This is a genomic window from Nostoc sp. LEGE 12454, from assembly GCF_056620565.1.
Genome location: NZ_JBWQXL010000024.1, coordinates 40,861 through 54,951, shown reverse-complemented (window position 1 = coordinate 54,951; position 14,091 = coordinate 40,861). Strand labels below are relative to the sequence as shown.

Below are 14,091 nucleotides of genomic sequence, written 5' to 3'. Positions count from 1 at the left end.
TTGCTATCCTTAAGCCAAGCCTACAAGTGTAATCAGTACATCGATCGACTTAATTGCAATAAACGGCGCAATCACCCCACCTAAGCCGTAAATTAAGATATTGCGTTGGAGTAACTGATTAGCTGTCAGCGGTCTAAACCTCACACCCTTTAATGCCAAGGGAATCAAAGCGGGAATAATCAAAGCATTATAAATCAATGCTGAGAGTACAGCAGATTTAGGGCTAGTCAAATTCATAATATTCAGGCTTTGCAAATTAGCAGCGACAAATATCACTGGAATAATTGCAAAGTATTTAGCAATATCATTAGCGATGGAAAATGTCGTCAATGCCCCGCGAGTAATCAACAATTGCTTACCAATACCAATGATATCGAGTAGCTTTGTGGGATCGGAGTCTAAATCGACCATGTTAGCGGCTTCTTTTGCAGCTTGCGTTCCTGTATTCATCGCCACACCGACGTTAGCTTGGGCTAATGCTGGAGCATCGTTAGTTCCATCTCCCGTCATGGCAACCAGTTTACCTGCTGCTTGTTCCTGTTTAATGATACTGATTTTGTCTTCTGGTGTGGCTTCGGCAATAAAGTCATCAACTCCAGCTTCTTTGGCAATGACAGAAGCAGTAATTCGATTGTCTCCAGTTAGCATAATGGTACGCACTCCCATCCGTCGCAGTTGCTCAAAGCGATCGCGGATACCAGGTTTAACTATATCTTTGAGATAAATAATCCCATAGATTTCGTTATCTAGGCTAACTGCTAGGGGTGTACCTCCCAAGTGGGAAACTCGTTCGTAGGCAGCATCCAATTCTGGTATGTCGCGTCCGTTACGAGAACGGACAAATCCTTTAATAGCTTCTACTGCACCCTTTCTGGCCTCATAGCCACCAGGTAAGTTCGTACCACTCATCCGGGTTGTAGCGGAAAAACTCACTCCTTCTGCCTGACTGGAGTCAAAATCAAACCGTGCGCCTAACTTTTCTGCCAGTCGGACAATGGATTTACCTTCTGGTGTATTGTCAAAGACACTAGCTGCCCAGGCAACATTAGCAATTTCCGACATTGAATGACCGTTGAGGGGAATAAACTCTTCCGCCAGACGGTTGCCGAGGGTAATTGTACCTGTTTTGTCGAGAAGTAAAGTATTGATATCACCACAGGCTTCGACTGCTCGTCCTGATGTGGCAATAACGTTAAATTGGGCAACTCGATCCATACCAGCAATACCGATGGTACTTAGTAAGCCGCCAATGGTGGTAGGAATTAACGCTACTAATAGGGCAATTAAAACTGGGACGCTAACTGGACTGTTGACATAGTAAGCAAGTGCAGGCAAGGTGACTACGACTAACAAAAACACTAAGCTGAGAACTGCTAACAATACCGTAAGGGCAATTTCATTGGGTGTTTTGCTGCGTTCTGCCCCTTCTACCAAGGCAATCATCCGGTCAATAAAGCCTTTGCCTGGGTCAGTAGTTATACGGATAATTAGTTCATCTGAGATAATCCGCGTTCCACCAGTGACGGAACTGGCAACATCGGAGCCTGATTCTTTTAATACTGGTGCAGATTCCCCAGTAATTGCCGATTCATCCACTGAGGCCACACCCATGATTACTTCACCATCGGCGGGGATGATATCGCCAGCAACGACGTAGATGGTATCGCCCTGTTTGAGGCTGGTGGATGAAACTTCACTAATTGTGCCATCGCCAGCAAGTTTTTTAGCGATCGCCTCTAACTTTGTTAACCGCAAGGCATCGGCTTGGGCTTTACCCCGTCCTTCTGCCACTGCTTCGGCAAAATTGGCAAACCAAACTGTAAAGAATAAAATCCCCGACAACAAGGCGTTGAAAACTTGCGGGTTCTTTTGAAGGGCTGGGCCAAATAGGTTGGGATCGATCGTTAGCAATAGGATGATGATTGTCCCTACCCAAACCACAAAGATTACTGGATTTTTGATTGCATACTTAGGGTTGAGCTTGACAAAAGCATCTCTAATTGCTCTTAAGTACAGCCACTTATTATTTGCCCTAGTCTTTTTACGTTTTTGGCGGCGATCGCCAGAACGAGAACTTGGGCGTCTAGCTTTGAAGTTAGTTGCCACTGGATTCATAAATAAAGTTAGCAGTGAGAAGTTAGGAGTTAGGAGTTATAGGAACTTCTAATAAAAAAATATCCAAACTGTAGGATGCGTTAATAACGCATCCTACGAAACCGGATAATTTATAAGATAACGGCAAGAGCCAGGAGAAAATAAGTATGAATGAAAACTTTAGTTCTGAGTAATTACCCAGTTAAAAATAAGATACTGGTACGAGACGCCTAGTGCAAGATATAGCTGAGTGCTGTTAGCGGGGCGTTGAGCCAGTGCTGAGTATAAACCTAGTTGCTTCCAGGCTTTGAGCAATCAACACGTCCTAAGATGTCTGACTACAGCTATATAACCTTTCTTACTTGAATCTCACACTTTTAAGTCTGGGTTACTCCTTCCTCCTGCCTCCTGAATTACTTTTTGATATCTTCTTAATTTCAAACTTATAACTCATAACTTTTCTAACTGCCAGATGCTAGTTTCAAACCCTCAGCTATGGGGCCTAAAGCCAGAACGGGAAAGAAAGTTAATACTCCCAAAACCAGCGTTACTCCAGCCGCGATCCCAGTAAATACCAAAGAATCAGTTCTTAGGGTAGCAGGAGTTTCTTCTACTGGTTGTTTGCGAGACATCCCGTCAGCTAGCAGCAGGATGGCAATCATCGGAATGTATCGTCCTCCGATTAGGCTAACTAAAGTACTCAAGTTCCACCATAGGGTGTTATCCCCCAAGCCCTCTAAGCCCGAACCATTATTTGCTGCTGCTGAGGCATATTCATAAACTACTTGAGAAATACCGTGATAGCCAGCGTTGCTAATTCCAGATAGGGAGATGGGATAAGCCAAAGCGATCGCACTGGGGATCAAAACTAGAATTGGGTGAATCAACAGCACTACACTAGCGAGGACGATTTCCCGTTTTTCAACTTTGCGTCCTAAAAACTCTGGGGTACGTCCTGCCATGAGTCCAGTGAGGAAGACTGTGAGAATTAAGTAAATAAATAAGTAAGCTGTTCCAGTTCCTTGACCACCCCAGATAACTTGGATAAATAAGTTGAAGAGAGTCGAAAATATTCCTTGCGGCATCAAAGAATCGTGCATCCCATTCACAGCACCAGACATAGTAGCAGTAGTCATAACTGCCCAAAATGCTGTTTGTGCCCAACCAAATCGAACTTCTTTGCCCTCTAAATTGGGCTGTTCTAATCCAAAGGCGGTATTAACCAGGGGATTACCTTGCAGTTCTCCCACGGCTGTCACTCCCACCAGAACTACAAAAATCACAAACACCATCCAAAAAAGTAGCCAAGCTTGTTTGATGTTATTGGCAAATATACCGTAGGTGTAAATCAAGGCTGCTGGTATAGAAATCATGGCGAGCATTTCTATCAAATTAGAAGCGCCATTGGGATTTTCAAAGGGATGTGCTGAGTTTACGCCAAAAAAGCCACCGCCGTTCTCGCCCAAAAGTTTGATCATTTCAAAGGATGCCACCGGGCCTCTGGCGAGATATTGCGTCCCGCCTTCTAAGGTTTGTACATCCATAGTTCCAGCTAAGGTTTGTGGTACACCTGTTACCAGCAAAGCGATCGCGCCAATAATCGAAATCGGCAGCAATATTCGCGTAATTCCACGGACGATATCGACGTAAAAGTTTCCCAGTCTTCTACCCGTTAACCCGCGAATAAAGGCAATTCCCACAGCTAAACCTGTGGCTGCGGAGGTGAACATCAAAAAGCCTAAAGCCGCTACCTGGCTAAAATAGCTTAAGGTTGTCTCACCTGCATAGTGTTGTTGGTCAGTATTGGTTACAAATGAAATCGTTGTATGCAGCAATACATCCCAACTGGGCGCACCGAAGCCGTTTGGATTCCAGGGTAAGAGTCTCTGAAAATAGATCGAGAAATACACTGAAATACCCATAATCAAGTTAAAACAGAGTATGGCCCGGATATACTCCCAACCTGTCATGTCATCTTTTCTCCGAACACCCGCAAATACGAACATACTCCGCTCTATGGGGTTCATTAAAAAATCAAGCAGTGTTTTTTCTCCCAAAAAGACACGCGCTATGTATTTTCCGAATAATGGAGTGATTGCTATGACAATACACAGCGTTAAGCCAATTTGCAAAAAACCTTGTCCCATATATTTCGCGCTAAATTAAATTTAAGTGGTAGTAAGCCAATTCTTAGAAATAATAGATTAACTGTAGGAGTATTTGATTTCAAGGGATTTTCCTAAACAGTACTGAGTGCAAAAAGCAATAATCACACTCAGCATCAAATCAGTTTCGAGTAGTAAGTGCCTCGGCTGAGAGTAGTAAGATTTATAAGTACTAATTTTTACTCATAACTTTTTACTCAATACTGGCTGAACGTCCCACTACGGCTAACATAACTCCTGAATATTTTCAGTTTTGACTATTTTCCAGATACTTATTAAAGTTTTCGTTAAGAATATTTAATTTTGACTCTTAATTTATCTATCTCACTACTTAGGACTATTTGTTTATACAATACATTTTGCAAGTTTGCTACTTTCAAAGAATATAAATATCATAAAGTATTTTCTTAATGGGATTAGGGATCGGGAAGATAGTGGTAGATACCTCGCTTATTGTAGGCAACTACCCAGTTTCCATTCTCCAGTCTCCTTTATTGCATTGGGATAATCGTAGTTTTCGGGTTAATTCTTAAGTTGGTATTTGCAGATATAGATTGTAATTGTGTGAATGAAATAGTTATACAGATTGGATAATCACAATTTTTTAGTAAATCATAAATGACGATGTTTAGTCGATTATTGACTATGAAAGTAGCTATAAATGAGCGGGGAAAGACCTATGGACTAATAACGATCGCCTTTGCGATCGTGATAATACTGGAATATTTGACACCCCCAGAGTACGTATTTGGCTACCTCTACACAGGGACGATTTTGTTAGCAGATTCTCGATTGAATCGGAGAGCAGTTTTGGGGATCACTCTTGCAGCTACAGGATTAACACTGTTGAATTTGTTTGTGCCCGGAGGAGAAATGATTAATTCTCCAACGTTGGCAAATCGGTTAATTGCAGTATTGGCGTTGGTGGTAACGGGTTGGTTAAGCGATCGCAACCACCGCAATGAAGAAGCGATCGCTTATACTCAAGCACAATTACGCTCCCAAGAACAACTGGCTATCATGCGTGAAGATTTTGTTTCTACCCTAACGCATGATTTGAAAACACCTTTATTAGGGGCAATTGAAACGCTGAAATATTTTCAAAATGAGCAATTCGGTGAAATCACGCCGATGCAAGCAAAAGTATTACAAACAATGGCTCGTAGTCATCAGAGTACATTGCAATTAGTCCAAACGCTTTTAGATGTGTACCGCAATGATGCCGAAGGGCTGAAACTACAGATATCGCCAGTTAACTTGGTGACAGTAGCGGAAGAGATCGTTGCTACCCTGACAGAACTAGCGAAAACACGCCAGGTTTATATTTCTCTGCACTATGGCGAATCAGATTTTCGCAGCTTTCTCTGGGTAAATGGCGATTCTTTGCAACTTGGGCGAGTCTTCAGCAATCTCCTGAGTAATGGCATTAACCATACCCCTCGTGGCGGTAAAGTGGAAGTAGTATTTGAAGGTTATTCTAGCGATCAAGTGGTAAAAATACTCGATACTGGTTCCGGGATTACCGAAAAAGAGTTACCTCACTTATTTGAGAGATTTTATCAAGGAAATAGCGATCGCCACGTCTCCGGTTCTGGACTAGGACTTTATTTGACTAGGCAAATTATTACTGCTCATGGGGGTACAATTTGGGCAGAGAATCGCTCACCACGCGGCGCACTGTTCGCTTTCCGACTTCCAGCTTGTCCACCACCGGGGAGATGAGGAGTGGGCAGGGGGGCAGGGGGGCAGAGGGGCAGAGGGGCAGGGGAGCATGGGAGCAGAGGCAGAAGAATTAATGACAAATGACCAATGACAAATAACAAATGACCAATGACAAATGACAAATGACAAATGACAAATGACAAAAATCTTACTAGTTGAAGATGATGAATTGTTTCGGCTTGGTTTGCGGATGCGGTTGCAACAAGAAACCAGTTTGGAGATTGTCGCAGAAGCGGAAGATGGGGAACAAGCTGTAGAATTAGCCAATCACTATCCTCTGGATTTGGTGTTGCTGGATATAGGTTTACCGGGAATTGGCGGGATTGAGGCTTGTCGCCAAATCAAGCAGAAGCACCCAAATTTACCAGTTTTGGTTCTAACGTCTCGTTCTGAAAAACCACTGATTTCGCGGTTAATTGCCGCCGGGGCGCAAGGTTACTGTCTTAAAGGTATTCCGGCTGAGTCTTTGATATTGGCAGTGCGATCGGTTGCTGCGGGCGCTTCTTGGTGGGATCAAACGGCAACAACTGAAATTAGAGCCGCTTTTGAGGGCAATTCGATGGCGGTGCAGTCTGCAAAAACTGAGGAATCTTTAGAAAATCCTTTAACGAAGCGGGAGCAAGAAATTTTGGCACTGGTAGCAGCTGGCAAAAGCAATCAAGAAATTGCTGAAATTCTCTACATTGCCCCTGGTACAGTGCGGGTTCATGTCCATGCTATTTTACAAAAACTAGAAGTACGCGATCGCACTCAAGCCGCAGTTTTAGCTATCCAAAAAGGATTGGTAGCACCAGAATTGTTGATGAATTAGATTTATTGGGAAAGAAAGTCTTTTAAGATTTTGAAAATTGCGATGAGGTATCAGGTTGCTGCTCTATGGGAATTTCGATCGCAAACTCTGCTCCTTTGCCCACAGATGAGTTACAGCTTATATTTCCTCGGTGTTTTTGGACGATAATCTGATAACTAATAGATAATCCAAGCCCACTTCCTTTGCCCACAGGTTTTGTGGTAAAAAATGGGTCAAATAAACGCGATCGCAACGACTCTTCAATACCAAGACCATTATCAGCTATCGCAATTTTGACTAGATTCAAGTCTGTCACCTCTGTATGAATCCGAATTTGGGGAGTAGAGAGTAGGGAGTAGGGAGGAGAAGATTGATTCCCCATTCCCTCTTCTAGAAATTGATTCCCTACTCCCCACTTTCCATGCTCTACTCCCTCCTCTATTGCATCAATAGCATTATTCAACAAATGCATAAATACTTGATTTAGTTCACTCGCATAACAAGTGACTAGGGGTAAGTTACCATAATCTTTCACTACAACAATTGCCGGACGATTGGCTGTTTCCCTGAGCCGATGTTGTAACATCACTAAAGTATTTTCGATGTCTTCATGGATACTGACCCGTTTCATCTCTGCTTCATCATGCCGAGAAAAATGTTGTAGCGCCAGTACAATTTCCTGAATGCGATCGGAGCCTCTATACATTGCACCTATCAGATTTTGCAGATCCTTAATGATAAAATTCAAGTCTACATCTTTGGCTATCTGCTGAATTTTTGGTGTGGGTTTGGGATATTCTTGCTGATAGACCTCAATCATCTTCACTAGGTCTTCCACATATTGACCAGCATATTGGAGATTTCCATAAATAAAACTGATCGGGTTATTAATCTCATGAGCCAGTCCAGCTACTAACTGTCCTAGCGCCACCATCTTTTCATTCTGAATTTGTTGAACTTGAGAGGCTTTCAAGTTGTCAAGAGCCTGTTGGAGTAAAAAGTTTTTTTCTTGCAGTTTAACTTGGAGCAAGCGTAAATTAATCTGATTTTCAATTCGCAACACCACTTCTGCACCATGAAAAGGTTTTGCAATATAATCTACACCACCAACATCAAATGCCTTTACCTTATCGACAACATCATCCAGAGCGCTAATAAAAATTACTGGGACTTCACTAGTTTTATCGTCAGCTTTTAGTTGTTGACAAACTTGGTAGCCATCCATACCTGGCATATTGATATCCAGCAAAATCACATCGGGCAAAACCATTTGACATGCAGTCAGTGCCATTTTACCGTTTAAGGCTTTGCGAACTTCAAAACCTTGTGCAGTCAACATCGCCGATAAAAGCCGCAAATTATCTGGGGTATCATCGACCACCAAAATATTTCTTTTCTGATGGTTAGTTTGATTAAAATGCATTATTGATCAAAAGTTATGCGTATAATTATTGAGGATAGTAAATCCTTCTTTGAAATCACCCTAAAATTTGTTAATCGATTTCACCGAAATTCTTATATTTATAGTTTAACTCTCACGTGGCTGGAGAGTTTTGCAGATTATCGAAGCTATTGGCCAGTTATCACCTTTGGCAACATGATGAATTGTTGTCAGGATTGTAGTAAATAGCACTCACAGATAATAAGCCAAGGATCGACAATAAAATTTTTTCCAGGTGCTAATTGATAGCTACCATTGAGGTGCTGAGGCGAGCAACTCAACAGCCAGTCGTTGTTCTATAGGTTTAGAAAATAGATATCCTTGAGCAAAATTACAGTTTAAACTTCTCAATTGGGCTAACTGTTCTTGTGTTTCGACACCTTCAGCGATCGCACTCATCCCCATTGAGTTGGCAATGCCAATCATTGCTGGTACTAACCCCATATTCTCTTTGTTCTCCTGCATCCGTTTGACGAAGGATTTATCAATTTTGAGTGCATTCAAAGGAAAGCTATGCAGGTAACTTAAAGAGGAATATCCTGTACCAAAGTCATCCATAATTAACTTGATTTTTCGCTGCTTTAGTTGTTCAAGGATTATTTTGATCGCATCGGTATTTTCCATAATTACACTTTCGGTAATTTCTAATTCTAAATATGCCGGATTTATTTGATTTTCATAAATTATTCGGTCAATTTGTTCTACCAAATTCGGCTGCAAAAATAACCTTGCACTCAAATTGACACTCATAGTTAGAGGTTCTGGTGTGACTGGATAATGTTGCCAGATGCTTAATTGATGACAAGCTGACTGTAATACCCAAGTATTGATGGCATTAATTAAACCCGTTTCTTCGGCCACAGGAATAAATTCTATGGGAGAAACCAAACCACGAATTGGATGTTGCCAGCGCACTAAGGCTTCAAATCCAGAAATTCTGCCTGTAACCAGGGAAATAATTGGCTGATAGTAAACGAGGAATTCTCGCCTTTCAACAGCCCTCCGCAGGTCATTTTCTAACTCTAAAAGCTGAATAGCTTCCTGATGCATCGCTGGATTAAAAACGTGATAGTTGGCTTTTCCTTGAGCCTTAGCCCGATACATTGCCGTATCAGCATCTCGCAGCAAATACTCTGGACGATCGTAATCTTTATTGCCCCAACTAATGCCAATACTGGCATTCATAAATACTTCATATCTGGAAAGTTGAAAAGCAAGTGATAACTGTTGCAAAATCCTTTCTGCAACTTGGATTGCTATATTGACATCTGTGATATTTTCTAGGAGAATTCCAAATTCGTCCCCGCCCAATCGTGCTAAAGTATCAACAGGTATCAGACATGCTTGTAAGCGGTGAGCAATGGCTATCAGCAATTCATCTCCTACCGGATGACCAAGAGAATCATTAACAACTTTGAAGCGATCGCAGTCCAAAAAAAGTACTGCAAACTGATAATTAGATTCTTTTTTCGCCCGATTTAGAGCATTTTCTAATCGCCTAATAAACAAAACTCGGTTTGATAATCCCGTCAGGGAATCATGCAGTGCTATATCTAGCAGTTGACTTTGCAATTTCTGGCGGGAATCGATTTCTTGTTGAAGTTTTTGGAGAGTTTTTTCTAGCTCTCCAGTCCGCTGTTTTACCCGATGTTCTAGTTCAACATTTAGTTTCAATATTTCTAATCGCGCCGATCTCAATGCTAGTTGATTTTGCACGCGCACTAAAACTTCTTGAAACTCAAAAGGTTTGGTGATGTAGTCTACACCACCCACTTTAAAGGCTTTAACTTTGTCAAAAACATCATCTAAAGCGCTAATAAAAATTACTGGAATATCGGCTGTTAAATCCCAAGCTTTAAAGGTCTGGCAAATTTCATACCCATCTACTTCTGGCATCATGATATCGAGTAGAATCAAATCAGGTAATAATGTTTGAGTTGCTGTCAGTGCCATCTGCCAGTTCAAAGCTTTACGAACGTTATACCCTTCCCTTGTCAATATGGAGGATAAAACCCGGAGGTTATCCGCCATATCATCAACGATCAAAATATCTTTTTTATTAGGGTCTAAATGCTCGTAATTCATTCTAAGTTTGTTGTAGTCAATTCCATGATTTTCTCAAACTGGTAGTTATTTGCTAAATCCCTGAGAACTTGGAAAACTTGAGCATTATCTGATGGAATTTCTTTGAGTAACTCTAAAATCAATTCATCGCTACAGCTGGCTGCGGCATAGTGAATCTGTTGGAGCCACTCAGGTGACATTTGTGATAAATGGCCCAGGAGTTCGGCAACACTTACAAAAATCTGTGTAGCTCGATCGACAACTACTGTGTTTGTGGTTTCTACTTGATTGGTATATTTTAAACCCAGATGTTTGCTCAGTTTTTCCAATAATACTTCCTGTTTGAATGGCTTGCGAATAAAATCATCACAGCCAATGGACAAAATTTTCTGGCGTTCTTCCTCAAAGGCGCTAGCAGTTAGGGCAATAATGATTGTATTTGTATTGGAGCGATCTGGCATTGTTCTAGAGAAGTCGTAAGGGGGAGCCAAGGCTGTTGGCATCCGCGATCGCCAAGTGGACGCACCATTCGTAGAAGTATCATTTTCTATAACACCAGTTGTTTCTGGTGCGGAAGACTCTTTGCGTACAACTTTCAGAACCTCACCCTCGACTGAATCGGTTAACTCTTCTGCAAGGTACTGGCTCCCCGATGACACCAGTTGTTTCAATTTTGGGAACCTCCGCGACGTATTGGCTGTCCCATGTCCGACTTCTCTAGCTTTAATAATTCTTGTGGCTTCGTAACCGTCCATAACTGGCATTCGCATATCCATAAAAATCAGGTGTGGTTGCCAAGATTCCCAATTAGCGATCGCTTCACTACCATCTGTAGCTTCGTTAACTTCAAAGCCGAGAGATGTGAGAATTTTAACTAGTAATATACGGCTTTCTTTGGAGTCGTCAACTACTAGGATACGGTATACTTTTTCACTAGGAGCTAAAGCTCTAATTTGTGATTTAATTTGGTCGATCGGGATTTCTCTGGGGCAAGTTAGAGCAATCTGAACATCAAAGGCAAATGTACTACCTACACCAGGCATCGTGCTGACAGTAATATCTCCTCCCATCAGTTGCACGTATTTACGGCTAATCGCTAAACCCAGTCCCGTCCCTTGTTGGAATTTTCTGCCGATTTCAGTTTGCTCAAAAGCCTCAAATAGCAAGTCAAGTTCTTGTGGAGCAATACCACAGCCAGTATCTTGTACCTCGAAGAAAAGAAGAGACGGATAAGAAAGATTTTGCTCCTCCTGCTCCCCTGCTCCCCTGCTCCCCTGCTCCTCTGCTCCCCTGCTCCCCTGCTCCCCTGCTCCCAGTCTTACCCGTAGCGCCACCTTCCCTTTATCGGTAAATTTAATAGCATTTCCCAAGAGGTTGAGCAATACTTGACACAGTTTATTTTCGTCAGTTTCTATGTATTTAGGAATATCTGGCGCATATTCAAACAGTAATTCTAAATTTTTAGATGCAGCACGCAAGTGCAACATCTCTTCTAAGTTTTTCAATAAATAAATTAAGTCAAAGCTGCTGGAATTTAAGGTGATTTTACCAGCTTCGATTTTAGACATTTCGAGAATGTCGTTAATTAATTTCAGTAGATGTTCGCCAGCACGATTAATTATTGCCAAGTTTTCTTGATGTTCGCTAGATAGCGAATAATCTTGACTCATGACTTGGGTAAAACCAAGAATGGCATTGAGTGGGGTACGCAGTTCGTGGCTCATGTTAGCTAGGAATTCGCTTTTGGCGAGGTTGGCGGCAGCACTTCGCGCCGCTTCTCGAACAGCTGCTTGTTGTTCCTGTGCAGCGATTTTTTGCGATTGAATCAGTTCTTCTTGGGTGGTTTGCAGTTGCTCGATAACTTGCTGAAACTCTTTAGTACGTTTTTTGACTTGAGCCTCTAAGGTGCGATTGTATTCTGCTAATAACTTTTCTGTTTGTTTGCGTTGGGTAATATCAAAAAATGTGGCGATCGCAAAAGCCACCTTCCCTGATTCATCATAAATTGGCTTTCCTAAAACCTCAATGCGAGTAATATTGCCACAATAGCGAATTTCCATATCATCAACCCTGATGCTTTCCCCAAGCAATGCTCTCAAAATCGGCAAGCGATCGCTGGGGTAAAGTCGATCTGTTCCGGCAAGGTAAGCTTGATATATCTCTGACAATTCTTCGACTTTAACTTCTGCGATCGCTCCTTGACCAAGAATTTGCTGCCCAATCTGATTTGTATAATAAGGTTCACCTTCAGCATCGATGATAAATACACCGACCGGTATGGCTTCTAAAAATTGAGTTAGCTGACTCTGATTATGAGATAGCGCCTCATTTAAAACTTGCATCTGGGCATTCTTTGCTTCTAAAGCACTAAAAGATGCTTGGAGTTGTTTTGCCATAGTTTCAAATGATTTGGCTAGTTCCCCCAGTTCATCGGAACGCTGAATATTTGGTGTTTCCTCCCATTCACCTTCAGCAATTTTCTTTGCCGATCTGTTTAATTGTAAAATTGGCTTAATTACCCAACGAGCAGTCAAAATCCCAATTCTTGTAGCCACTAAAAAAGCAACTATGCACAGCAAAATCGTGATGCGGGTGTTGGCATTAATTTGCTCCATAAATTCGCCTTCGGGAATCACCGCCACAATTAGCCAATCTAAACCCAGTTCGTCCTTCCAGCTTTTTACCTGCACAAAGTAACGCATTCCATCGGCGGTAAAACTTAGCTGTTGCTTCCCCACAACCAACTTAAGACTGCCAAAGCGTTCGATCAAAGACTGTGTAGTGAGTTTAATTAAAGGATTTTGACTATCTAATGCTGATAGACGTTTTCCTTTACCATTAACGATCCTATATGCTGGCTCGCTAGTAGAAGAAGCTACTATTAACCCAGAACGCTCTAAAATAAAAGTTTTACCCGACTCTTTGACCTTTAACTTAGCTAAAAACTTGCCGATTTGTGATAAGAGCAAATCAACACTAATCACCCCAACGAATTTGCGATTTTTATCGTAAACAGGATAGCTGGAAGATATGGATAAAACTTCTGGTTTATCTTCCCATTGATAAATTTGACTCCAAACTCGTTTGCCTCTCTTAACTGGATCTGTATACCAAGCTTCTAGGCGAGGATCGTAATTTTTGACTTGCTGTAAATGGCGGCGATTTCCTTGTTTGTCTGTAGGATAAACATAGAGTTTGCCTACACCATACTTGGCGCTAACTTCATTAATTAAGAGCTGGCCATTATCTAGACGCTCAACACCGATAAATTCACCTTTGGGATTGGCAAAGCTGTTGTAGCCAACATTGAAAACCTGCATTTGTTTCCAAAAGTAATTGCCGGTGGTTTGAAAGTCCGAAAGGTTGAGCAAACCTAGCTCAATTGCATCTAAGTTGATTTGATTAATTTGCTTTGGAGTTGTTAAATAGCTATCGAGATGCTGTTCAATGCGATCGCAGATTTCATTTTCTAATTGAGTAGCAAGCTCCCTTACCGCTTTTTGGCCGTTTTGATACGAAAGATAGCCCACAAGTCCCACTGCACCACAAATTTGCATGATAAAAGGCATAATCAGAACATATCTTAGAGGCATCTTGGCATAAACTTTGCCAACTAAGCGATTAAATGATTTGACGGGCTGAAGTTTGGATAACATTGTAGTTTTATTCTTCCCCAGCATCTACTAGGTGCATTTTGCCGTGCTAGCTACATTGTATATAAGTACAATTACGGCATATATCGCTCTTTATGAAAATTTTATATTTTTAGTATAAAATAGTATGAAATACTTATAATTCTTTGACTGGCTGACTTC

Annotated in this window: 7 protein-coding genes; 2 read left to right on the top strand and 5 right to left on the bottom strand. The window is 41.6% G+C overall.

The genetic code is table 11. The features are described 5' to 3' along the window. Nucleotides 1-9: 9 nt before the first annotated feature. Together kdpB and kdpA are read right to left on the bottom strand one after the other, a co-directional pair. Entirely contained in the window at nt 10-2,115 is a 2,106-nt protein-coding gene (gene kdpB, locus AC1F2U_RS22550; RefSeq protein ID WP_480263096.1) for a potassium-transporting ATPase subunit KdpB, read from the bottom strand. Between the two features lie 440 nt (nt 2,116-2,555). Further along, on the bottom strand, nt 2,556-4,241 hold the full coding sequence (kdpA, locus tag AC1F2U_RS22545; RefSeq protein ID WP_480263095.1) for a potassium-transporting ATPase subunit KdpA: 1,686 nt from the start codon (nt 4,239-4,241) through the stop codon (nt 2,556-2,558). Nucleotides 4,242-4,904: 663 nt separating this feature from the next. Here kdpA and AC1F2U_RS22540 point away from each other — a divergent pair. Then, nucleotides 4,905-5,981: a sensor histidine kinase gene (locus AC1F2U_RS22540; RefSeq protein ID WP_480263094.1), complete on the top strand. Its 1,077-nt coding sequence runs from the start codon at nt 4,905-4,907 to the stop codon at nt 5,979-5,981. Nucleotides 5,982-6,117: 136 nt separating this feature from the next. Beyond that, nucleotides 6,118-6,792, top strand: a complete 675-nt coding sequence (locus tag AC1F2U_RS22535; RefSeq protein WP_480263092.1) for a response regulator transcription factor — start codon at nt 6,118-6,120, stop codon at nt 6,790-6,792. Between the two features lie 22 nt (nt 6,793-6,814). Here AC1F2U_RS22535 and AC1F2U_RS22530 read toward each other — a convergent pair whose 3' ends face one another. The 3 genes from AC1F2U_RS22530 to AC1F2U_RS22520 all read right to left on the bottom strand — a co-directional run bounded on the left by AC1F2U_RS22530 (nt 6,815) and on the right by AC1F2U_RS22520 (nt 13,932). Next, a complete protein-coding gene (locus AC1F2U_RS22530; protein WP_480263091.1) occupies nt 6,815-8,194 on the bottom strand; it encodes a hybrid sensor histidine kinase/response regulator in 1,380 nt (459 codons plus the stop codon). A gap of 267 nt (nt 8,195-8,461) precedes the next feature. After that, the gene (locus AC1F2U_RS22525) at nt 8,462-10,297 is read right to left on the bottom strand and encodes a GGDEF/EAL domain-containing response regulator (RefSeq protein WP_480263090.1); all 1,836 of its coding nucleotides are present in this window, start codon (nt 10,295-10,297) and stop codon (nt 8,462-8,464) included. Beyond that, the gene (locus tag AC1F2U_RS22520) at nt 10,294-13,932 is read right to left on the bottom strand and encodes a response regulator (RefSeq protein WP_480263089.1); all 3,639 of its coding nucleotides are present in this window, start codon (nt 13,930-13,932) and stop codon (nt 10,294-10,296) included. The genes AC1F2U_RS22525 and AC1F2U_RS22520 overlap by 4 nt, the downstream gene beginning before the upstream one ends. Nucleotides 13,933-14,091 lie beyond the last annotated feature (159 nt).